At 41.4% G+C, this 21,972-nt stretch carries 19 protein-coding genes and 1 pseudogene; 12 read left to right on the top strand and 8 right to left on the bottom strand.

Going from position 1 to position 21,972, the window contains the following annotated elements:
- Positions 1-201: 201 nt before the first annotated feature.
- Positions 202-2,358, bottom strand: a complete 2,157-nt coding sequence (gene pta / locus AOG26_RS03595) for a phosphate acetyltransferase (RefSeq protein ID WP_054561268.1) — start codon at positions 2,356-2,358, stop codon at positions 202-204.
- Positions 2,359-2,362: 4 nt separating this feature from the next.
- Entirely contained in the window at positions 2,363-3,577 is a 1,215-nt protein-coding gene (locus tag AOG26_RS03600) for an acetate kinase (protein ID WP_054561269.1), read from the bottom strand.
- A 290-nt stretch (positions 3,578-3,867) separates the two neighbouring features.
- On the opposite strand from AOG26_RS03600, the gene yfbV reads away from it, so the two are divergent.
- A complete protein-coding gene (gene yfbV, locus AOG26_RS03605) occupies positions 3,868-4,314 on the top strand; it encodes a terminus macrodomain insulation protein YfbV (protein ID WP_054552963.1) in 447 nt (148 codons plus the stop codon).
- Here yfbV and AOG26_RS03610 read toward each other — a convergent pair.
- The 3 genes from AOG26_RS03610 to xthA are packed head-to-tail and all read right to left on the bottom strand — an operon-like array spanning position 4,311 to position 6,561.
- Positions 4,311-5,108, bottom strand: coding sequence for a putative RNA methyltransferase (locus tag AOG26_RS03610; protein WP_054561270.1), 798 nt, complete (start codon positions 5,106-5,108; stop codon positions 4,311-4,313). The genes yfbV and AOG26_RS03610 overlap by 4 nt on opposite strands.
- On the bottom strand, positions 5,105-5,755 hold the full coding sequence (locus AOG26_RS03615) for an energy-coupling factor ABC transporter permease (protein ID WP_095209747.1): 651 nt from the start codon (positions 5,753-5,755) through the stop codon (positions 5,105-5,107). Before AOG26_RS03615 ends, AOG26_RS03610 begins: the two co-directional genes overlap by 4 nt.
- Complete coding sequence (xthA, locus tag AOG26_RS03620) at positions 5,752-6,561, bottom strand: exodeoxyribonuclease III (RefSeq protein WP_054552965.1); 810 nt, start codon at positions 6,559-6,561, stop codon at positions 5,752-5,754. Before xthA ends, AOG26_RS03615 begins: the two co-directional genes overlap by 4 nt.
- Before the next feature lie 243 nt (positions 6,562-6,804).
- Here xthA and AOG26_RS03625 point away from each other — a divergent pair, with 243 nt between their 5' ends.
- The 4 genes from AOG26_RS03625 (at position 6,805) to rluB (ending at position 9,554) form a co-directional block, all read left to right on the top strand.
- Positions 6,805-7,236: a hypothetical protein gene (locus AOG26_RS03625; protein WP_054561271.1), complete on the top strand. Its 432-nt coding sequence runs from the start codon at positions 6,805-6,807 to the stop codon at positions 7,234-7,236.
- Positions 7,237-7,442: 206 nt separating this feature from the next.
- Positions 7,443-7,964 (top strand): EF-hand domain-containing protein, encoded by a 522-nt coding sequence (locus tag AOG26_RS03630; RefSeq protein ID WP_054561272.1) that lies wholly within the window; start codon positions 7,443-7,445, stop codon positions 7,962-7,964.
- A 130-nt stretch (positions 7,965-8,094) separates the two neighbouring features.
- A complete protein-coding gene (scpB, locus tag AOG26_RS03635) occupies positions 8,095-8,685 on the top strand; it encodes an SMC-Scp complex subunit ScpB (protein WP_054552968.1) in 591 nt (196 codons plus the stop codon).
- A complete protein-coding gene (gene rluB / locus AOG26_RS03640) occupies positions 8,682-9,554 on the top strand; it encodes a 23S rRNA pseudouridine(2605) synthase RluB (protein ID WP_054561273.1) in 873 nt (290 codons plus the stop codon). Before scpB ends, rluB begins: the two co-directional genes overlap by 4 nt.
- A 100-nt stretch (positions 9,555-9,654) precedes the next feature.
- Here the strand turns inward: rluB and ald are convergent, their stop codons facing one another.
- Entirely contained in the window at positions 9,655-10,776 is a 1,122-nt protein-coding gene (gene ald, locus AOG26_RS03645; protein ID WP_054561274.1) for an alanine dehydrogenase, read from the bottom strand.
- A 142-nt stretch (positions 10,777-10,918) separates the two neighbouring features.
- On the opposite strand from ald, the gene lrp reads away from it, so the two are divergent.
- From lrp to AOG26_RS03680, 7 genes are all read left to right on the top strand, one after another.
- Positions 10,919-11,398 carry a leucine-responsive transcriptional regulator Lrp gene (gene lrp, locus AOG26_RS03650; RefSeq protein ID WP_054552971.1) on the top strand — a complete coding sequence of 160 codons (480 nt, stop codon included), beginning with the start codon at positions 10,919-10,921 and terminating at the stop codon, positions 11,396-11,398.
- Between the two features lie 141 nt (positions 11,399-11,539).
- A complete protein-coding gene (locus tag AOG26_RS03655; protein ID WP_054561275.1) occupies positions 11,540-14,032 on the top strand; it encodes a DNA translocase FtsK in 2,493 nt (830 codons plus the stop codon).
- Positions 14,032-14,658, top strand: a complete 627-nt coding sequence (gene lolA, locus AOG26_RS03660) for an outer membrane lipoprotein chaperone LolA (protein WP_054561276.1) — start codon at positions 14,032-14,034, stop codon at positions 14,656-14,658. The genes AOG26_RS03655 and lolA overlap by 1 nt, the downstream gene beginning before the upstream one ends.
- 3 nt (positions 14,659-14,661) lie before the next feature.
- Positions 14,662-15,999, top strand: a complete 1,338-nt coding sequence (locus AOG26_RS03665; protein ID WP_054561277.1) for a replication-associated recombination protein A — start codon at positions 14,662-14,664, stop codon at positions 15,997-15,999.
- Positions 15,992-16,378 (top strand): fluoride efflux transporter CrcB, encoded by a 387-nt coding sequence (gene crcB / locus AOG26_RS03670; RefSeq protein WP_082389253.1) that lies wholly within the window; start codon positions 15,992-15,994, stop codon positions 16,376-16,378. The genes AOG26_RS03665 and crcB overlap by 8 nt, the downstream gene beginning before the upstream one ends.
- A 9-nt stretch (positions 16,379-16,387) precedes the next feature.
- Positions 16,388-17,692, top strand: a complete 1,305-nt coding sequence (gene serS / locus AOG26_RS03675) for a serine--tRNA ligase (RefSeq protein ID WP_054561278.1) — start codon at positions 16,388-16,390, stop codon at positions 17,690-17,692.
- Between the two features lie 139 nt (positions 17,693-17,831).
- Positions 17,832-19,154 carry an ABC1 kinase family protein gene (locus AOG26_RS03680; RefSeq protein ID WP_054561279.1) on the top strand — a complete coding sequence of 441 codons (1,323 nt, stop codon included), beginning with the start codon at positions 17,832-17,834 and terminating at the stop codon, positions 19,152-19,154.
- Positions 19,155-19,375: 221 nt separating this feature from the next.
- Here the strand turns inward: AOG26_RS03680 and AOG26_RS03685 are convergent, their stop codons facing one another.
- Together AOG26_RS03685 and AOG26_RS03690 are read right to left on the bottom strand one after the other, a co-directional pair.
- Complete coding sequence (locus AOG26_RS03685) at positions 19,376-20,578, bottom strand: PDDEXK-like family protein (RefSeq protein WP_054561280.1); 1,203 nt, start codon at positions 20,576-20,578, stop codon at positions 19,376-19,378.
- A gap of 190 nt (positions 20,579-20,768) precedes the next feature.
- A pseudogene (locus tag AOG26_RS03690) lies at positions 20,769-21,924 on the bottom strand (IS3 family transposase).
- Between the last annotated feature and the right edge of the window lie 48 nt (positions 21,925-21,972).

Consider the following 21,972-nt stretch of genomic DNA (forward strand, 5'->3'; position numbering starts at 1 on the left):
CTATCTTTGAAGCCTTTGAATTTATAGTATAGGTAAACAAAGTTAAGATAAAGCGCAATAATTTTGATTGCTGAGGTTTTACTCAATATCGCTGTTGAGGTTGTCCACAGAATCTGTGGATAAATATGGGAATAGGTCAGTATAAAGAAGCTAACAGGCTAATTTATAAGGGTTTTATAAATTAGCCTAAATTTTGAAGGGTTAATTTTCTAAGCTTTCAACTTGCTTAGCTTGAATCGCCGTTAGGGCAATGGTGTAAACAATATCGTCTACTAATGCACCACGACTCAAGTCATTTACCGGCTTACGCATACCTTGCAGCATTGGCCCAATACTAATTAAATCGGCACTACGTTGTACGGCTTTATAGGTTGTATTACCCGTATTTAAATCAGGGAATACAAACACTGTTGCTTTACCTGCAACCGGGCTGTCTGGTGCTTTCTTAAGTGCTACGTTTTCCATAATTGCAGCGTCGTACTGAAGCGGGCCATCAATTACTAAATCAGGGCGCTTTTGCTGGGCAAGCTTAGTGGCTTCACGCACTTTTTCTACATCAGCGCCTGAACCCGAAGTACCCGTACTGTAGCTGATCATTGCAACACGAGGTTCAATACCAAACGCAGCCGCTGAATCCGCTGATTGAATCGCGATATCGGCCAGTTGCTCTGCCGTTGGGTCTGGGTTGATAGCACAGTCACCGTATACCAGAACTTGATCAGGTAACAACATAAAGAACACTGATGATACCAACGATGAACCCGGTGCAGTTTTAATTAACTGTAGCGGTGGGCGAATCGTATTCGCTGTAGTGTTAACAGCACCCGACACAAGGCCATCTACTTTGCCTTGCTCAAGCATCATAGTACCAAGCACCACGTTATCAAGCAGTTGTTCTTGGGCAACCACTTCTGTTAAGCCTTTGTTTTTACGAATTTCTACCATAGGCGCAACGTAATCGTTGATCACATCACTTGGCTCAACAATAGTTACGTTATCGTTAAGCTCAACACCCTGTTGCTCAGCAATTCGTAAAATCTCTTCTTTGTCACCAAGTAGGATTGTTTTTGCAATGCCACGTTGACCACAAATTGCTGCGGCTTTAATCGTGCGCGGCTCATTACCTTCAGGTAAAACAACCGTTTTCTTCGCTTGACGGGCTTTATCTGTTAGTAAGAAGCGAAACGCTGGCGGAGACATTTTACGAGTTCGGCCAACACTTTGTGCCAGGCTGTCTAACCAGTCAGAGTCAATGTTACTAGCGTTGTGATCTTTTACTTTATCGATACGTTGGTCATCATCGCACGGTACTTCCATATTGAAGTTGTGCAGTAATAAAGACGTGCGCCACGTATCTTCTTGTGTTGCCAGGATTGGTAGGCCGGTATTCATAGCTTGTTCGCACAATTTCATAATGCGATCTTCAGGTTTAAAGCCACCGGTTAATAAAATAGCCCCAAGTTTGGTACCATTCATGGCTGATAAACAAGCGGCAACGAGTACATCAGAGCGATCGCCCGGAGTAACTAGTAATGCACCCGGGGTAAAGTGGCTTAAAATATTCGATACAGTGCGAGCACAGAAAGTAACGCGACGTAAACGACGATGAGCCATGTCGCCTTCGTTAATAACTTCGGCCTTTAGGTATTCACATAAATCACGCACACGTGGCGCTACTAGGTCGAAATCCCACGGGATTGAACCTAATAACTTAAATGGGTGTTTTCTGAAAATAGGCAGTGATGCTAAACGGTTTAATTCGTTTTCAAGTTGCTCAGGCTCATGGGCTTCAACAAGGTCTGCACGGGCGCGACCTTCGTCATCTAAAGGTGCATTAACTTTATTGAAAATACAACCTAGCACGCGAGGGTGGTTAACACCGCCATAGTTACCTGAGGCAATTTCTAAACGGTCTTCAATTTGGTCGTTGCTGTCGTTACTTGGCGTTAAAACAAAAACAATATCAGCACCCAGAGTTTGCGCGATTTCACGGTTTACACGGCCAGCATAAGGCTGACGACGTGTTGGCACCATACCTTCGATAATAGCAATTTCGTCTTCTTTAATGGTGCTTTCAAAGCGCTCTACGATTTCTTCTAGTAAATCGTCGCCTTTACCATCACCAATCATTTGCTCTGCATAGCTAAGCTCAAATGGTGTCGGCGGATTAATTGGCGAGCCATGGGTAACAATTTGCGTCGACTTTTCAGGACCTGTATCGCCAGAGCGTGGCTGTGCAATTGGTTTGAAAAAGTTCACTTTAAGCGCTTTTTGCTCAAGTGCACGCACTAAACCAACAGAAACAGATGTTAAACCAACCCCAGTTGAAATAGGGATCAACATAATTCTACGTGCCATATACTTAACCCTCCTTTGCAATGCGGGCTGCATCGTTAGCAATAACCCATTCTTCGTTAGTCGGGATCACAAACGCTTTAGCATGCGCTTGGCCTTTTGAAATTAAGCCTTCTTTACCAAAACGTGCCGCTAAGTTTGCAGCTTTGTCACACTCAAGGCCTAAAAAGCCTAATTGAGTGATTACTTTGTCACGAATGATGTCTGAGTTTTCACCAATACCACCGGTGAAAATAAGTGCATCAAGGCGTTGTACAGGTACTAAGAATGCGGCGATTTGCTTTGCTAAGCGGTAGCAGAAAATATCGAGTGCAAGGTTCGCCTGCGGGTGACCTTCAACAGCGGCTTCTTCAATAGTGCGACAGTCATTTGATAATTCACTAATACCTAACAAACCACTTTGCTTATTAAGTAAATCATCAATTTCTTGCACTGAATAATTTAGTTGCTGAGTTAAAAACGTGAATAAACCAGGGTCGATACTACCACTGCGGGTACCCATCACTAAGCCTTCAAGCGGTGTAAGGCCCATACTGGTATCAACACTCTTACCATCTTTAATCGCACATACCGAACAACCATTACCTAAATGTGCACTGATCACATTGGTTTGCTCGCGCTCTTTGCCGAGCATTTTTGCCGCTTCACCTGCAACATAATAATGGCTCGTGCCATGGAACCCATAACGTCTTACGCCGTGCTCTTTATACAGCGAGTAAGGTAGGGCGTATAAGTAAGCAATATTTGGCATGCTTTGGTGAAATGCCGTATCAAATACAGCAATTTGTGGCAGCGCTGAGAACGCTTGCTGTGCAGTGCGAATGCCCAGTAAGTTGGCTGGGTTATGAAGTGGAGCAAGTGCGGCAGTTTTTTCGATAGCTGCAAGTACATCATCGTCAATAAGCACAGATTCGGTGAAATGCTCACCACCGTGGACAACACGATGACCCACAGCAATTAAATTATCTGCAAGGCCTAGCTCATTAACTAGCTTCACAAGCTCAGCAATTGCTGCATCGTGGGCTTGGCCCTTTGCAAGCTCAATAAGTTGTTTTTCACCATTATATTTATATTTGATTGAAGGCGTGTCTGAGCCAAGGCGCTCAGCTAAACCAGAAATAACTTCGTCAGAAGTGGCGGCATTTAAAATGGCAAATTTTAAACTTGAACTACCACAGTTCAGTACTAAAACATGTTGTGGTGAGCAAAGGGGCGTCGACATAGCTAGGTCCTAAAAGTACGATATCAGTCAGTGTATATTAAGGCTTGATAATTAGAATTCTTTGCCAGTATAGTAAATAAGTATTTTGTTGCTACACTTAACAAAGCTAGGCTGTAATTATACTAAAGTCTGGTTGACTTAAGCCGATAACATTTTATCTCATTTAGACTTTAAACGTTAGTCTCCTAACCATTAATTTGGTATTAAAACTAGGACAGGTTTTGCAGGGATTGTATCCGGGAGTGTGTTACACTCGGTTGTGAAACAAGTTGAAAACCCTAGGAGTGATGATGCAAAAAGGTGTCATGTCACAAGTGCAAACAGGTCGTCAGTACGCTAAAAAATGGCCGATGCGACAAGAGCTCGCTCCATTGTTTGCCGAATTTAGAGTGATCAAGGCCACTGATCTGGCAATTACAGTGATGCCAATATTGGCAATGCTGACCGTTTTTATGCAAGTGAATTACTTAGGTAGTGATTATTTTCCGCAAGCTATCACTATCGCGCTTTTCTTTTTATCACTACCACTTCAAGGTTTGTTGTGGCTAGGCCGCCGTGCAGAAACCCGTTTAGAACCAGCAATGTTAAGCTGGTATACCGAGTTGCACAGTAAAATGAAGGCGCATGGTTATCAGTCACAATTAACGACTGAAAAACCACGCTACACTGATTTAGCTCAATTATTAAAAGACATGTTCGAAAAAATGGACAAAGCCTTCACTAAAGAACACTTCTAATCGCGAACAAACTGGCTCACATAAAACGATAACGTTACTTTTTGTGGGCCTTGTTGCTCTATCTGCTGCCAATGCTCTGGGCGAAACTTCCACGCAAATGGCGTCATCATAATTAAATGTTTAACCTCATCGACAGACAACAGTACCTGTTGCTTTAACAAGTTTATCGACTCTTTGCTGAAACCTGCTGGTGGTTCTATCTCTGTATGCGGTTTTACATCGGCATAAATAAACGCTTTTAACTCTTTAAGGTGCCAAGGGCCAGGGCTTGCAACAATTAAACTAGCTTGCGGTTTGGCAAGGCGAGCAAGTTCTTGTGCAAATAAAGGGGCAAACACACTAACAAGCACATCAGCCTGCGCATCTGCAAAAGGGGCTTGGCTAATCGACGCGACACTAAAATGCGCATTTTCGTAACGCTTAGCGGCGTATTTTACCGCGGGCTTAGAAATATCGACACCATATACATCAGCACTCGACTGCGCTGCAATTGCTTGAGTGTAAAAGCCTTCACCACAGCCTAAATCAATCACTGAACTTGGTTCGAGAGATGCCACTAGCTCTGCTAAAGCTTGCTGTAAAAACAAATAGTGTCCGGCATTTAAAAAAGCGCGGCGAGCTTGCACCATTTCAAGATTATCGCCCGGTTGTTTAGACTTTTTATTTTGCACGGGAAGTAAATTGACATAACCCTCTTTGGCGATATCAAAACTGTGGTTGTTGTCACAACGGTAAGTTTTGTCGTTTAGAGTAAGTTCAAGTTTGCAAAGCGGGCAGTGATAGTGAAGACTCATGAGTCTAAATAGTCCTTATCATAAAAGGTTTTAACCCAATGAGGGCGATATGTGATCATCAAGGTAATGGCCATGCCATTGAGCATTGCTTCAGGAAACCAAATTATGGCACACAGGATCAGATAGTTTTCTGAAATCTCAATAAAACTGTAATCACCTAGCAAGTAATAAAACACACCGCTGGTAAGTATTTTTATACATGCGATAACAGCAGCGGTTAAAAACGCGCATAAAAAGATATAAATAAAAAAGTGTCTCGGCAGGTAGCTATAGCAAAGCACAAAACACAAATAGCTCAATGTAATTGGTAAAAAAGCAGTAAACAATAAATGCACTGGCAGTATTGATACTGGCAACTGAGCGACTAATACCAAGAGTAAACTTGCAAGAAGGCTTGCAAAAATAGCCAGTCGCCAACCTAAAATTAGGGTCACTGCAGTGAGCCCTAAAATATGCAATTCGAGGCCTGGCAATATCCCCGCTTTAATGCGCCACAGTACCGCAAGTACTAAAGCACATGCGAGCACACCAACTTGTCTTATTGGCGTTGCCAATAATTGTGATGCGCTTTGCTTATCAAAGCTGAGCCAAAGTATTAGAGCCACACAGCTCCACAAAGGGAGCTGCCATTGCAGTGTGTCTATCATGCGTTAAATGTTGACCAAATTGGCGCATGATCAGATGGTTTTTCGATACCACGTAATTCGTAATCGATACCAGACTCAACACAACGCTCGGCAAGTGCTGGAGTTGCTAAGATCACATCAATACGCAGACCGCGGTTGTCATCAAAACCTTTTGAGCGGTAATCAAACCACGAGTATTGCTCGGTTTTTTCTGGGTAAAGTTCACGGAAGGTATCTTTAAAGCCCCAGTTTAATAAAGTGCTTAACCATTCACGCTCTTCAGGTTGGAACGAACACTTACCTGTTTTTAACCAGCGCTTACGGTTTGGTTCACCAATACCAATGTCGAGATCGGTCGGTGAAATATTAATGTCGCCCATCACAATAACATCTTGCTCTGGCGTGTGGTTATCTTCTAAGTGAGTCATTAAATCTTTATAGAATTGACGCTTATAAGGGAATTTGGTTTCGTGGGCAATATTATCGCCTTGCGGGAAGTAGCCATTCATCACCGTTAGGTCACGACCATTTTCTTGTGTCACGGTAACACTGATCATACGACGCTGTGATTCGTCGGTATCGGTTGCAAAGCCTTTAACTACTGATTTCGGCTCTTGTTTACATAACATAGCCACGCCGTAATGCGCTTTTTGACCGTGAAAATAAACGTGATAACCCATTTTTTGCACATCTTCGAGAGGGAAGGCCTCATCATGTACTTTGATTTCTTGTAAGCCAATAATATCTGGTTGATGTTTATCAATTACGGCTTGCAATTGGTGTAAACGAGCGCGCAGGCCGTTAATGTTAAATGAGATTACCTTCATGGTGCACCTATTATTTTTGTTTCAGTGTTTAGCGCAATTCTATCATCAAACTAGGGCTTATTCATGAGCTAATTACGAAAATCAAATTGGGTAAATGTTGATCAATTGCTGCTTAATTTAAAAACATTGTTAACTCACTATTAATTATTAAATTAAATAAATAATTCAGTTGATCTACTGATTTTTGTTTATATAATGCGCGCAAACCATCCGTTCATATTATGTACTATTTAAAGGTAAACCATGAAAAAACAATTAGTGATGCTTTCTCTTGCATGTATCTCATTTGGCTCATTAGCAAGCAACCCGCACTACTTTTCAGCTGATAACCGTATTGAATCAAAGTTATGTAGCTTAAGTGCGAACGAAGGGTTTACCGCTGCACGTAAAGAAGCAGCAAAGCATGGCATTTCAATGTCACGTTTTTCAAAAAGCATTTTATGTAACGGCACTGACATCCGTGAAATTGCTAAAAAAGCACAATCACAAGAAGCAGCAAAAGCAGCTGTTGAAGTGTTTGCTAAAAATGAGCAAAAAGAAACTCAACTTTGCATCACTGCACTTAAAAAAGGTTTAACACCTGTGCGTGAAAAAATTGGTAACTTAAATACGTTAAAATGTAATGGCGAAGCAGTAACAGACTTCGTTAAGCGTTACCAAAACGCAGCTATCTAATAGCGGCATTTTTGTTATTTGTAAAAAGCGCTCTTCGGAGCGCTTTTTTTATGAAAAAATTACAGCACTCTATGAAAAGCTTGCTAAATCATAGGCTTAACCCCAACTTAACCAGGCTGTAAGTGCTTGATTTTAGCCAATAAGGCATTTTGGCATTCAATTTGTAACAGTCGAAGTGAATCTAATCGACTACAAGGAAATGTCTTATGAACAAGTTAACTTTAGCATCAACAATTTTAGCAGCTTTAAGCCTTTCAGCATGTTCTGCAAGTAATTCGTTAGCAAAAATCGACAGCGATTTTGGCAGCCTAGATAATGACAATGATGGTTATATCTCTAAGGTAGAAGCTGACGATGATGCAATTTGGGATCATTTTTCAAATATCGATACCAATATGGATGAGCAAATCAGCCGTACTGAATTTAATGCATACATGCAATTAAATACGGGCAAGGTAGCAACTGATAGTGAGGTATCTGAATCAGCATTTAAAGCTGAAATCGCTAAATTTGACCCAATCGAAAATGACTTTAAATCGTTAGATAACGACAAAAATGGTTATGTTTCTATTGAAGAAGCCGATGACGACGATATCGCAAATCACTTTGGCTATATGGATAGTAACAAAGATAAGCGTGTAAGCCGCACTGAGTTTGTTAATTACATTAGCAAATATGGTAGCGACGTTGCCGAAGATGATGCCCTTGAAATGGTTAAAAATAGCTAATTTCAACATTCATTCATAAATATCCCCCAAAGCCAGTGTTTTACACTGGCTTTTTTACAATAATTTTTCCAACCTTGGCCGACTTCTGTCATAATAGAGCGTTAGTGATTTAAAATGACCTTTAGTAGCAATGGCCACAAAACGTATCAGTGATGAACAGTTAGTCGAAATCATAGAAGCCGCGATTTTTGTTGCTGGAAAACCTGTGTCTAAACGTCATTTAAAAGAGACAGTATTAGCTGATTTAAGCGTTTCTATGCCGCGCATTAATAATGCAATTGAACAAATTCAAACGCATTATCAAACCCGAGGCATTAAGCTTGTTGCAGTAGGCAGCGGTTACAGGTTTCAAGCCTGCGCTAGTTTAGCGCCTTGGCTGGCAAACTTATGGCAAGAGCGCGCACCTAAATACTCACGAGCACTACTAGAAACTTTATCCTTGATTGCCTATAGACAACCCATTACCCGTGGTGAAATTGAACAAGTGCGGGGGGTCGCTGTTGGCTCAGGAATAATTAAAACCTTATTAGAAAGAGAGTGGGTTAGAGTTGTTGGCCATAAAGAGGTGCCCGGGCGCCCAGCGTTATATGCCACAACATCCGCTTTCTTAGATTATTTTTCATTAGCTGGTTTAGATGAATTACCGCCGTTGCCTGAACTTCAGGAGAGTAAAATCAACCAGTTATTGAGCGATCCTTCTGTGAGAGAACTATCTGAATGAGTAATGTAGAAACTGAAAAGTTACAAAAAGTATTAGCCCGTGCTGGCGTGGGTTCACGTCGTGAAATGGAAAAATACATCGATGCCAATCGTGTGAGCGTGAATGGTAAAGTGGCACGTTTAGGCGACCGTGTTGAAGCAACCGATGTAATTCGAGTTGACGGTCACGTAGTAAAAATTGAAGACAAAGCAGACCGTATTTGTCGTGTACTTATGTATAACAAGCCAGAAGGCGAGTTATGTACACGTAAAGACCCTGAAGGCCGTCGTACGGTATTTGATCGTCTACCACGTGTTGATGGCGAACGTTGGATTGCAGTTGGCCGACTAGATATTAATACCGCTGGTTTAATGCTGTTTACTAACGATGGTGAACTTGCTAACCGTTTAATGCACCCAAGCTACGAAGTAGAGCGTGAGTACTCAGCTCGTGTGTTTGGTGAAGTGACTAACGAAACGCTACGCAATTTAACAAAAGGAGTTGAGCTTGAAGATGGTCCTGCAAAATTCTTAAACATCAAACCTATGGGTGGTGAAGGTATCAACCGTTGGTTCAATGTGACTTTAACAGAAGGTCGTAACCGCGAAGTACGTCGTTTATGGCAATCACAAGATGTTGAAGTATCGCGTCTTATCCGTATTCGTTACGGTAAGTTAGAGCTTGATAAGCGCTTGCCACAAGGTGGTTGGGCTGAGCTTGATTTAGACACGGTTAACTATTTACGTAAAACAGTACAACTAGGCCGCGAAACGCAAACTAAGCTGTCGGTTATTCCTGAAAAGCGTAAAGACAAGCGTGCTAAAATTAACCAAATCCGTAAGGCGGTTAAAAAGCACAATCAACGCGCTAAACAAACTAAGCGTCGTTAAAAACTATTTTCAAACTTGTTTGCAAGTAGAACACTTCACACTTGCAAACAGGCATAAAAAAAGCAGCGATATCGCTGCTTTTTTTGTTTCACAATGCTAATTAAGCATTTTCAACAGCTGTACGTGGGTCAACATATTCCATGTTGAAAGCTTCAGCTACTTCTTTATAAGTAACTTTACCTTTGATCACGTTTAAGCCTTTTAAGAAGTTTGCATCGTCAAGAAGCGCTTTCTTGTAGCCTTTGTTAGCAAGGTTGATGATGAATGGTAATGTCGCGTTGTTAAGTGCAAACGTAGAAGTACGTGGAACAGCACCTGGCATGTTAGCAACACAGTAGTGAACAACGTCATCAACGATGTAAGTAGGATCAGCGTGAGTTGTTGCTTTAGAAGTTGCGATACAACCACCTTGGTCGATTGCAACGTCAACGATTGCAGAACCAGGCTTCATTGCTTTGATGTGCTCAGCTGTCACTAGTTTAGGCGCCGCTGCACCTGGGATTAGTACGCCACCGATCACAAGGTCAGCTTCTAGTACGTGTTTTTCTAGTGCGTCAGCAGTAGAGTAGATAGCTTTAACTTTATTACCGAACTGTGCGTCTAATGCACGTAGTACGTCGATGTTACGGTCAAGAACAACAACGTCAGCACCTAGGCCAACAGCCATTTGCGCTGCGCTACGACCAACCATGCCGCCGCCGATAACAACAACTTTAGCAGGCTCAACACCTGGTACACCACCAAGTAACATACCACGGCCGTGGTTTGATTTTTCAAGCGCTTGTGCACCAGCTTGGATAGACATACGACCAGCAACTTCACTCATAGGAGCAAGAAGAGGTAAACCGCCACGTGAATCAGTTACTGTTTCGTAAGCGATACACACTGCGCCACTTTTAACTAGGTCTTCAGTTTGTGGAAGATCCGGTGCTAAGTGAAGGTAAGTAAATAGAATTTGGTCTTCGCGTAACATTGCACGCTCAACAGCTTGTGGCTCTTTTACTTTAACGATCATTTCAGCTTTAGCAAAAACGTCTGCTGCTGTTGGTAAAATTTCAGCACCAGCTGCAACATAATCTTCGTTAGTGAAGCCAATGCCCATACCAGCATCAGTTTCAACAAACACTTGGTGGCCATGGTTTACTAGTTCACGAACACTCGCAGGAACCATACCTACACGGTATTCATGGTTTTTGATTTCTTTAGGTACACCAATAATCATAGTTTTTCGCCTTAATAGAACGGGATAAAATTTTTGACTATTATATTCATGACCAGCCAGTGTGTCTCACCTTTTTTAAGTGTCATTCTAGTGATATAATCTAAAAATACATTTTAAACAGTGCAAAACTCTGGTTTGGCTTATGCATCAATTACTCGACAGAATAGACCGTAAAATTTTAATGGAATTACAGCTCGATGGTCGGATCTCTAACGTAGAGCTGGCAAGGCGTGTAGGGCTAAGTGCCACCCCTTGTTTGGAGCGGGTAAAAAAGCTCGAAAGAGAGGGGTATATACTCGGATATAAAGCAGTAGTGGATCCTGCTAAACTTGGCCAAGGTTTGTCGGTTTATGTAGAAGTAACCATCACTAAAACCTCACCAGATGTTTTCGAAGAGTTTAATGCTGCAGTTAAAAAGCACGACGAAATAATCGAGTGCCATCTAGTATCGGGTAATTTCGACTTTCTATTAAAAACACGTGTAAATGATATGTCGGAATATCGCAATGTACTGGGTGATATTCTACTAAAACTACCAAATGTCAGTGAAAGCCGAACTTATGTGGTAATGGAAGAAGTAAAAGGTGAAGAAGGGGTCATTATTCGCCCATATATTGCCTAAACTGTTAAAATACATATTGAGTAACAAAAACTTGTTCATTATCAGTCCATCAAGGCTAAGATAAAGTGCATCAAACGGCATTTCCTGCTAAGGTATTTCACTGCTAATCGATCAGTAAAGAATAATAAGGAATAGGGAGCTATGCGCCTAAATGGTGTTCAAAGACTGTTAGAAACGGGGCTAATCATCAGCACCTTTGCTGCAGTATTTATTTTATGTGCATTAATCAGTTTTGATCCTGCGGACCCTTCATGGTCGCAAACCGGTGAATTTGTTAATGTTAAGAATATTACCGGCACAGCGGGAGCTTGGGTTGCAGATATCCTATTACTCACTTTTGGCTGGCTTGCTTATTTAGTGCCTGTTGCTATTCAATTGTTCGGTTATTTATTGTTTAAACAGCCACACCGTATTTTCCAGCTTGATTACACCACGCTTGCCTTACGTGTTATTGGTTTTGCGCTGTTTATTACTTCAGCAACTGCCATCAGCAGCATAAATTTTGATGATATTTATAACTTCTCATCTGGTGGGGTAGTGGGAGATGTTATTGCGACAGCAATGATGCCTACCTTTAATTTTACCGGCACCTCCATTTTACTACTGTGTTTTTTCTTTGCTGGTTTAACCCTATTAACCGGTATTTCGTGGGTGCAATTTGTCGATTTTGTCGGCAAGTGGGTGATGAAAGCATTCTACTTTTTACGTGAGCAATTTTCTGCTTGGCTACATCGTGAAAAAGAAGCTGTTAAAGATATCGCCACTACAGAGCCTGACGCTAACTTTGTAGAGCCAGAAAACGAGCCAGCAATTAGCTTTAATGATGCGGATGAAGAAGAACCAAAGCCTGTTAAGGCTAAGCAAAAGCCTGCTGAAAAAGCCGATGATGACTTTAAAGGCTTCGATGAGCTAGACGATATTCTTGACCAAGAAATTGGTTTTAGTGCCCTTGATGATGAATCATTCGATACCGTATCGGCACTGAATGCGCTTGATCAGAGCCCAGTTGTTGAGCCAGAAAAACCTGTCACAACGGTTGTTTCGCCTGCGCGCCCTATGCCTAAGCCAAAGCCTGCATACGAGCCGCCGCCAACGGCAAAAGAAAAGTTTGAAGCTTTGCTTGAAGAGCAGCCGCCTACAAACCCGTTACCATCACTTGATTTATTAGACCGCCCAGATAAAGCGAAAAACCCATTATCTCAAGAAGAGCTTGATGGTATTTCGCGTCTAGTTGAAACCAAATTACTTGATTTTAACATTCAAGCTGCGGTTGTGGGTGTTTACCCAGGTCCGGTTGTAACGCGTTTTGAGCTTGATTTAGCGCCGGGTATTAAAGTAGCTAAAATCACTGGCCTAGCGAAAGATTTAGCACGTTCACTGTCTGCTGTAAGCGTACGTGTGGTAGAAGTTATTCCGGGTAAAACCTATGTAGGTTTAGAACTACCAAACAAACACCGTGAAATAGTGCGTTTAAGCGAAGTTATTAATGCGCCTAAGTTCGAATCAAATCCATCACCACTGACTATGGTGTTAGGTAAAGACATTGCTGGCGAGCCGGTATGCGCTGACCTTGGCAAAATGCCACATTTACTTGTTGCGGGTACCACAGGTTCAGGTAAGTCAGTGGGCGTTAATGTAATGATATTAAGCTTACTGTACAAATCGGGCCCTGATGATGTTCGTATGATCATGATCGACCCGAAAATGCTTGAACTTTCTGTGTACGAAGGCATCCCACATTTATTATGTGAAGTTGTTACCGACATGAAAGAAGCAGCCAATGCATTGCGTTGGTGTGTAGGCGAAATGGAACGTCGTTATAAGCTTATGTCGGCACTTGGTGTGCGTAATTTAAAAGGTTACAACCAGAAAGTGTTGGATGCCAAAGAAGCGGGTCAACCGATTCTAGATCCACTGTTTAAAGACACCGACGGCATGGCCGATGGCCCTGAAGAGCTAGATAAACTACCAAGTATTGTGGTGGTTATTGACGAATTTGCCGACATGATGATGATCGTGGGTAAAAAAGTGGAAGAGCTGATTGCACGTATCGCGCAAAAAGCCCGTGCTGCAGGCATTCACTTAGTGCTAGCAACACAGCGCCCATCGGTTGACGTAATTACCGGTTTGATTAAAGCGAATATTCCAACCCGTATGGCGTTCCAAGTTTCAAGTAAAATTGACTCGCGTACCATTTTAGATCAGCAAGGTGCTGAAAACTTACTTGGTATGGGTGACATGCTTTACTTACCGCCGGGTACCAGTGTACCAGTGCGTGTGCATGGCGCGTTTGTTGACGACCATGAAGTACATGCGGTTGTAGACGATTGGAAAAAACGTGGCAAACCAAATTATATTGATGAAATTTTAAGTGGCGATGCCACAGAAGAAATTTTACTACCAGGAGAAACCAGTGAAGACGGTGATGAAGAGTCAGATCCGCTTTACGATGAAGCTGTATCATTTGTAATTGAAACCGGCAAAGTGTCGGTATCGAGTGTACAGCGTAAGCTTCGTGTAGGGTATAACCGCGCAGCACGCTTAGTTGAACAAATGGAAACATCAGGCATTGTTAGCGCACCAGGACACAACGGTGCCCGCGAAGTCTTAGTGCCAAATGGTGGAGCAAATTAATGAAAAAAATTAAATACCTAGCCCTAATTATGGGTTGTTTATTAAGCGGTCAAAGTTTTGCAGACGACAGTGAAGCGTTGCAACAACAACTGGCTGCAATTAAAAGTTTTAAAGCTGAGTTTTCACAGCAAGTGACCGATTCGCAAGGCGAAGCTATTATGCAAGGTGAAGGGAATATTGCCCTTCAGCAACCTATGATGATCCGCTGGCAGCAACAAAGCCCAGACGATACCTTGTTTGTATCAAATGGCGACAAAACGTATTACTTCGACAGCTTTGCTGAGCAAGTAACGATTATGAATACCCACAGCCTGATTGATTCAACTCCGTTTGTATTGTTGACTTCAAAAGATCCAGAGCAATGGGCTAAATACCAAGTTGTGGCAACCGATGCAGGTTTCAGCGTCACGCCAAATAAAGGCGTTGAGAGCCAAGTTGAAAAGTTAGACATTCGCTTTAATGCTCAAGAGCAAGGTCTAGCATCACTGACAGTATTAGATACCTCTGGTCAACAGTCTTTATTTACCTTTAAAGATGCTAAAGTAAACGAAGCACTTGCAACTCAAACCTTTGAGTTTACTATTCCTGAAGGCGTTGAAGTTGACGACCAAAGCCAAGGTGATTAAGGCTTGAGTAATCTCGGATTTAATTTTGGTCCTGATGTGCGCCCACTTGCGGCGCGCATGCGACCCGAAACACTCAATGACTACATAGGTCAGCAGCACCTTTTAAGCCCCGATAAACCTCTTTACCAAGCGATTCTTGCAGGTCGATGCCACAGCCTCATTTTGTGGGGGCCGCCAGGCGTTGGTAAAACCACCTTAGCGCAGATTATTGCAAATCATGCCGATGCCAGTCTTATTCAAATGTCGGCAGTCACAGCGGGTGTAAAAGACATTCGTGAGGCCGTAAGCGAAGCAAAAGCAAACCTTGCCGGGCGAGGGCAACGAACCTTATTGTTTGTTGACGAAGTGCATCGCTTTAATAAATCTCAGCAAGATGCATTTTTACCACATATCGAAGACGGTACTTTTATTTTTGTTGGCGCGACCACCGAAAACCCATCATTTGCACTTAATAACGCGATATTGTCTCGTGCCCGTGTATATGTATTAAAAGCACTTGAGCAAGCCGATTTATTTAACGTAATTGAGCGCGCCTTACGTGAAGACGTAGAGCTCAGCCAAAAACACATTGAAATTGCCGAAAACGCTAAACAAGCGCTTTGCCAAGCAAGTGATGGCGATGCGCGTAAAGTGCTTAACCTGTTAGAACAAGCGGTTGATTTAACAACTGAGCAGCAGGGCAAATACCTTGTTGATCAACATGTTTTAAGCCAAGTTCTACCAACTCACTTAGCCAAGTACGACAAAGGCGGCGATGAGTTTTACGACTTGATTTCAGCGTTTCATAAGTCTGTACGGGGTAGTTCACCTGATGGCGCTTTATATTGGTACTGCCGTATTTTAGCCGGTGGCGGCGACCCGCTTTATGTGGCTAGGCGTTTATTAGCGATTGCTACAGAAGATATTGGCAATGCAGATCCGCGAGCAATGGAAGTGGCACTCAACGCGTGGGATATTTTTCAACGTGTTGGCCCCAGTGAAGGTGAGCGCGCTATTGCACAAGCCACCATTTATTTAGCCAGTGCTCCGAAAAGTAACGCTGTGTATATGGCGTTTAATCAAGCTATGCAAGATGCTAAAAATGAGCCGAGCCATCCGGTGCCAGAGCATCTACGCAATGCACCAACTAGCTTAATGAAAGATTTGGGTTATGGCGCTGAATATCGTTATGCACACAATGAAGAAGGTGCGTTTGCAGCAGGCGAAAAGTATTTTCCTGAGGCAATTCATGATCGCCAGTATTACTTTCCAACCGATCGCGGGCTTGAACAAAAAATAAAACAAAAGCTGGACTATTTAACTCAGCGTAACGAGCAAAGTGATATTAAACGTTATGAATAGTTTGAAACTTTACATGATGATTGCAATGGGTGGCGCTTCAGGGGCATGTTTACGCTATTTTCTTAGCGAAACCATGCTAAAACTGCTCGGTAGGGGATTCCCTTTTGGCACGTTGACAGTTAATATTCTTGGTTCATTGTTAATGGGCATTTTATACGGCTTGATTGAAAAAGAAATAATCGCTGTTAGCCCCGCTAAAACCTTAATTGGTATTGGCTTTTTAGGTGCATTGACCACCTTTTCAACATTCTCAATGGATTCGTTGTTGCTCTTGCAACAAGGTCACTTTTTTAAAATGGCCCTCAATATCACCTTAAACGTGGTGGTGTGTATATTTATGGCTTGGCTGGGCCTTCAGCTGGTAATGCAAAAAGGTTAAAAATCGAACATGTTAGATTCTAAATATTTACGTCAAGATATCGAACAAGCGGCTGCACGTTTAGCATCACGCGGTTACGAACTTGATACTGCAGCGGTAACTGCACTTGAAGAAAAACGCAAAACATTACAAGTAAAAACGCAAGAACTTCAAAGCGAGCGTAATGCAAGTTCAAAAGCTATCGGCCAAGCAAAAGCGAAAGGCGAGCACGAAAAAGCACAACAGCTGCTTGATTCAGTCAGTAATCTTGGCGACCAACTAGACAGCGTTAAAGCAGAGCAAGACGCAGTACTTGAAGAGCTTAAGCAAATTGCGCTTGCTATTCCAAACCTACCTGATGAGTCTGTTCCAGTAGGTGAAGACGAAGATCAAAACGTTGAAATTTCAACCTGGGGTACGCCTAAGTCATACGACTTTGAAGTAAAAGATCACGTTGATGTTGGTCAAGACGTAAACGGCCTAGATTTTGAAATGGGCGTTAAAATCAGTGGCGCACGTTTTACTGTTATGCGCGGTCAAGTTGCACGTATGCACCGTGCTCTTACGCAGTTCATGCTTGATACGCACACAGAGAAAAACGGTTATACAGAAATGTATGTGCCTTACCTAGTTAATAGCGCAAGCTTATACGGCACTAGCCAATTACCTAAGTTTGCTGGTGACTTATTCCACACCTTAGGTTTAGTGGATGACGACGGTCAGCAACAACCAGGTTTTAGCTTAATTCCTACAGCTGAAGTACCACTTACGAACAGTGCTCGTGACGAAATTTACGACGAAAGCGACTTACCAATTCGTTTAACCGCACATACACCTTGTTTCCGTAGTGAAGCAGGTAGCTATGGCCGTGATACACGTGGTCTTATTCGTCAGCACCAATTCGACAAAGTTGAATTAGTACAACTAGTAAAACCAGAAGATTCAATGCAAGCGCTAGAAGAGCTAACAGGTCACGCTGAACAAATCTTACAAGCATTAGAACTTCCATACCGTAAAGTAATTTTATGTACGGGTGATATGGGCTTTGGCGCAGCTAAAACTTACGATTTAGAAGTATGGTTACCTGCACAAAACACCTATCGTGAAATTTCATCATGTTCAAACATGGTTGATTTCCAAGCACGTCGTATGCAAGCGCGTTTCCGTCGTCAAGGTGAGAAAAAGCCAGAGCTACTTCATACATTAAATGGTTCAGGTTTAGCAGTTGGTCGTACACTGGTAGCAATCTTAGAGAACTATCAACAAGCAGACGGCTCGATTGTTGTACCAGAAGTATTACGCCCTTACATGGGTGGCTTAGAAGTTATTAAATAATTATATTGATATTAAGTTTAAAGGCCGCATCGGGAAACCTTGCGGCCTTTTTGTTGCCTAAAATCTATTAAAATATAAAGTGGATCTAAACCTGAACAATTAACGTATTCAATGCATTAAGTTAATAGTGTGAAGCAATATGAGTAATAAACAAAAGTCTGTGCCAACATCACGATTTTCACGCGCTGCTCGGCTTGGCTCTTTAGCTGGTAAAGTCGCAGGTAATATGTTGTTTGAAGGCACAAAAGCTTGGGCGACGGGCAAGCAAACATCACGACAAGAGTTACTGTTACAGCCAAAAAATATTCAGCGCTTTGCAGAGCAGCTTGCAAATCTGCGTGGGGCTGCAATGAAATTGGGGCAGCTGTTATCCATGGATAGTGGTGAATTACTCACTCCTGAGCTATCTGCAATTTTAGCAAGACTGCGTGCAGAAGCGACGCCCATGCCACAAAAGCAGCTTGTTAAAGTAATGCGAGAGCATTGGGGTGATGCGTGGCTAGAGCAATTATCGCACTTTGAACTCAGACCATTTGCTGCGGCATCAATAGGGCAAGTGCATATTGCTTATCGAGAATCGGGCGAAAAGTTAGCAGTTAAAGTGCAATACCCAGGTATTGCAAAAGGCATTGCCAGTGATGTTGATAACTTAGCTTACCTTCTGAAACTCAGTGGCTTATTACCCAAAGAGGTAGAAATACAGCCTCTTATCGATGAAGCAAAACAACAGCTTATAAACGAAGCTGACTACGAATTAGAAGCTAATTATTTAAAACGCTACAGCGAGTGTTTAAAAGGCGATGACAATTACCTTATTCCAGCTGTGGTAGATTCGCTTAGTTCTTCTCAAGTTTTAGTCATGAGCTTTGTTGAAGGGCAAGAGCTAGATGAGCTGGCAAGCACCGAGCAAGCGCTACGTAATAAAGCGGTTGAACAGTTACTTAGCCTATTTTTACGTGAATTATTTAGCTTTAAACTAGTTCAAACAGATCCAAACTTTGCCAATTATCAATATCAAATCGACAATCAATGCCTAGTGCTTTTAGATTTTGGCGCTACCCGCGAACTACCTCAGCATATTAGTGATGGTTATTTACAGTTATTATCTTCCGCGATTAGTAACGACATAGCAGGCGTTGCAACAGCAGCACAGCAAATTGGCTATTTTCAACAAGGGCTTGCTCAAGAATATATAGATAATGTCGTCGATATATTTCTACTCGCCTGCGAACCACTGCGCCACCAAGGTGAGTATGATTTTGCAAATAGTGACTTACCAAAACGCATAAAAGAACTCGGCCTTAAAATGAGCACCGCCTCAGAGCATTGGCACGCACCCCCTGTAGATGCCTTATTTGTTCACAGAAAACTCGCAGGACTCTATTTAATTGCTGCGAAGCTAGGTGCAAAAGTGAATGTGAACAGTATTTTTAAGGAGTTTGAAGTACAGAGGGATAATTAATTGAACGGGAGTTTGGAGTGAAGAAAAATGGTCTGAATAGCAGGATTTGAACCTGCGACCCCTGACACCCCATGATTAGCCTATTTTATATAACGTTTTGATTGATATAGTTTTAATGGTTTTTCATTAGGGCAAGACAGCTTTATTTTGCATAAACTCAACTTTTTGAAAGTTTTTTTGTTTGAAATTTAATTTGTTTTACCACGCTAATTTTATTTAAGTTAGGTATTTCCATTTATGAAACTTGTTGCTTCTGTCCAAAAAACATATAAGTCATCAATCATCGTTTTGACTAGTTCAGCTCTGCTTTCTTTATCGACCAGAATGGCTACACTTTCGGTGTTAGGGTTTTTAAAATTTATTCCGTCTTGGGTATAACGCCATATAGGCCACCATTCACTTGTGCTACCTGACAGATTCTTTCTTAAAAAATTGGATAGTTCTTTGTGCTCTTTTGGATTTTGCGTCTTGTTACACCAAATACCAATACACATTTGGTGGGCTATCTCTAGTGATATATAAGCTGAAGACTCTTTGAGAGGAAAATAAAGACCGTAATATTTGTTATTTCTAGAAGAGGTGTAGTAGTTGCTTATAACGTCTTTTGGAACTATTTCATTCGAGATTGAATCTTCACTTAATTCACCTAATTCGGGATAGTATTTTTTTTGATAATTAACTAATTCAATCCATAATTCATTTTGGATATCAATTAAATTTTCTATGTAAGCTTGTTTTATGTCATTAACATAAAGCATATTATCATCAGCTAAGAGGAGGTTTTTTAATTCTTTCATATACTGCTCGTTTTGGTTTATTCCTGAGAGTTTTGAAATGAGATCTGTATATTGAGAAATGCTTTCTCTGACAGGTGGGTTTAATGCGGCATGTCCGACACTTTGTGTAAGCCATTTTTTGATTTCATGCTGGTAGCTAATACAGTTGAATTTATTTCCTGCAAGAAAATCAATTGGTATGCCATTAACGCTTTGCTCTAATGGTTCATGACCATTTAGAGTTAAGTAATAGAACCATAAATTATCTTTGTTAATTCCTTCACTAATGGCTGTTTGAAAGTATCGATTGAGTTGGTTATCTTGATCATCAGCATATATTTTATTTTCGATTATGATTGCTTGGTTTCGGTCGTTTTTAATATAAATATCAATGTTCTTGTATTCATTAATAACTTCGACATTTGATAAATCAAAACCTTCTACTTCTAAAATCTTCATGAGCTCTTTAAGGAATTTTAGCTCACGTCCATGAGTTTCTTTCGGGTTTAACAACGATGCTAAAAAGCGTGAATGAAGGCGAACTTCGTCAGATTCACTTCTTAAAACAGTAAATAGATTATATGAATCAGGTTTGTAGTATGTTTTTTTTATTAATGAGACTAACTTAAAAAAATGATTATTAATCACAGTCGTCTGATTTCCATGTTTAAGTTAAGTTACATCAATGAATTTATCATAAAGTGATCGAAATTTATTTTTATATTTGATAACTTTAATAAAAATAACTATATATATTCAAGGGAATTGATGCAGGATAAAGAAAAAATTGCGGTGTTCATTGATGCCGATAATGCTCCCTCCAAGAAAATTGTTCTGTTCAACTCCAGCCGGACACTTTTCTTAAAGAATTTTCATACTCTACTGGTGACTGATCGTTATTAGCTGAGTGCAGCCTTTCTAGATTGTAATATTTCATATATCCTGCAACATCATTTCTCATGTGTTCACGAGTTGGCTGAGCCACTTTTAGCAACCAATCATGCTTCAAGCTACCAAAGAACCTTTCAACAACAGCGTTATCCCAACAAGCTCCCACATCACCCATGCTTGCTCGCATACCAAACTGCTTTAACAGGTTTCGGTATCGCTTACTCGTATATTGAGACCCTCTGTCAGAAAGAAACACCAAGCCCTTGGCTGGTTTTCTTAAGTTATAAGCTTTAATCATGGCTTTCATCACTAAATCTGTCGTCATACGTTTATCAATATGCCAGCCAACAATTCGCCGAGAATATAAATCCATGACAACAGCAAGGTACATCCAACCTTCCCCTGTTTTCAGGTACGTCACGTCGCCAGCCCAAATTTGATTCGGTGCTATCGGATTGAAATTCTGGTTAAGCAAATTATCTGCAACTGCGTCTGAGTGCTTACGCTTAGTTGTTACTTTATAAGCTACTCGTTGTTTAACCACTAAATTGAGCTTCGCCATTAACTTTCTGGTTTTATAACGCGTTATTTTAAAGCCTTCTTTGCATAATTTTTTACATAACTCACGATAGCCTAAGCTTTCTCTGCTGCATTTAAACAGTGCTTTGGCTCTACGATAAAGATGTAGTTATTCTGTCGTTATAAGCTTTGCTGGACGTGCCAGCCACGCGTAATAGCTTGAGCGATTTACCTTTATAACAGAGCATAATTTAATAACGCGATAAGCTTGGCTATTTTCCTTGATGAACTGATACTTTACTTCATTTCTCTCGCAAAGAAGGCACTGGCCTTTTTTAAGATCTCTTTCTCCATTTTGAGATCTTTGTTTTCTTTTCTTAGGCGCTTTAGCTCGGCTCGCTCATCTTCATTGAGTGAGTTCCCAGCTTGTTGCTCTTCGAGTTTAGCTTTCCAGTTATAAATAAGTTTGGTTGTGATCCCTAAGGACGCTGCGGCCTCTGAAACTGAATAGCCTTGCTCTGTTACTAAAGCAACTGCTTCTTGTTAAATTCGGTTGTATAAGTTTTGTTTTTTCGTTTTGTCATTTAACACTTTAATATTGGAACATTTCCTATTATTAAGTGACAATTGAA

It is taken from the genome of Pseudoalteromonas sp. UCD-33C (assembly GCF_001306895.1).
In the GTDB taxonomy this organism is placed as follows: Bacteria; Pseudomonadota; Gammaproteobacteria; order Enterobacterales; family Alteromonadaceae; genus Pseudoalteromonas.

Excerpts from the sequence above, each read along its gene's own strand:
- pta (WP_054561268.1), bottom strand. The coding sequence starts at position 2,358 with ATGGCACGTAGAATTATGTTGATCCCTATTTCAACTGGGGTTGGTTTA.
- AOG26_RS03600 (WP_054561269.1), bottom strand. The coding sequence starts at position 3,577 with ATGTCGACGCCCCTTTGCTCACCACAACATGTTTTAGTACTGAACTGT.
- yfbV (WP_054552963.1), top strand. The coding sequence starts at position 3,868 with ATGCAAAAAGGTGTCATGTCACAAGTGCAAACAGGTCGTCAGTACGCT.
- AOG26_RS03610 (WP_054561270.1), bottom strand. The coding sequence starts at position 5,108 with ATGAGTCTTCACTATCACTGCCCGCTTTGCAAACTTGAACTTACTCTA.
- AOG26_RS03615 (WP_095209747.1), bottom strand. The coding sequence starts at position 5,755 with ATGATAGACACACTGCAATGGCAGCTCCCTTTGTGGAGCTGTGTGGCT.
- xthA (WP_054552965.1), bottom strand. The coding sequence starts at position 6,561 with ATGAAGGTAATCTCATTTAACATTAACGGCCTGCGCGCTCGTTTACAC.
- AOG26_RS03625 (WP_054561271.1), top strand. The coding sequence starts at position 6,805 with ATGAAAAAACAATTAGTGATGCTTTCTCTTGCATGTATCTCATTTGGC.
- AOG26_RS03630 (WP_054561272.1), top strand. The coding sequence starts at position 7,443 with ATGAACAAGTTAACTTTAGCATCAACAATTTTAGCAGCTTTAAGCCTT.
- scpB (WP_054552968.1), top strand. The coding sequence starts at position 8,095 with ATGGCCACAAAACGTATCAGTGATGAACAGTTAGTCGAAATCATAGAA.
- rluB (WP_054561273.1), top strand. The coding sequence starts at position 8,682 with ATGAGTAATGTAGAAACTGAAAAGTTACAAAAAGTATTAGCCCGTGCT.
- ald (WP_054561274.1), bottom strand. The coding sequence starts at position 10,776 with ATGATTATTGGTGTACCTAAAGAAATCAAAAACCATGAATACCGTGTA.
- lrp (WP_054552971.1), top strand. The coding sequence starts at position 10,919 with ATGCATCAATTACTCGACAGAATAGACCGTAAAATTTTAATGGAATTA.
- AOG26_RS03655 (WP_054561275.1), top strand. The coding sequence starts at position 11,540 with ATGCGCCTAAATGGTGTTCAAAGACTGTTAGAAACGGGGCTAATCATC.
- lolA (WP_054561276.1), top strand. The coding sequence starts at position 14,032 with ATGAAAAAAATTAAATACCTAGCCCTAATTATGGGTTGTTTATTAAGC.
- crcB (WP_082389253.1), top strand. The coding sequence starts at position 15,992 with ATGAATAGTTTGAAACTTTACATGATGATTGCAATGGGTGGCGCTTCA.
- serS (WP_054561278.1), top strand. The coding sequence starts at position 16,388 with ATGTTAGATTCTAAATATTTACGTCAAGATATCGAACAAGCGGCTGCA.
- AOG26_RS03680 (WP_054561279.1), top strand. The coding sequence starts at position 17,832 with ATGAGTAATAAACAAAAGTCTGTGCCAACATCACGATTTTCACGCGCT.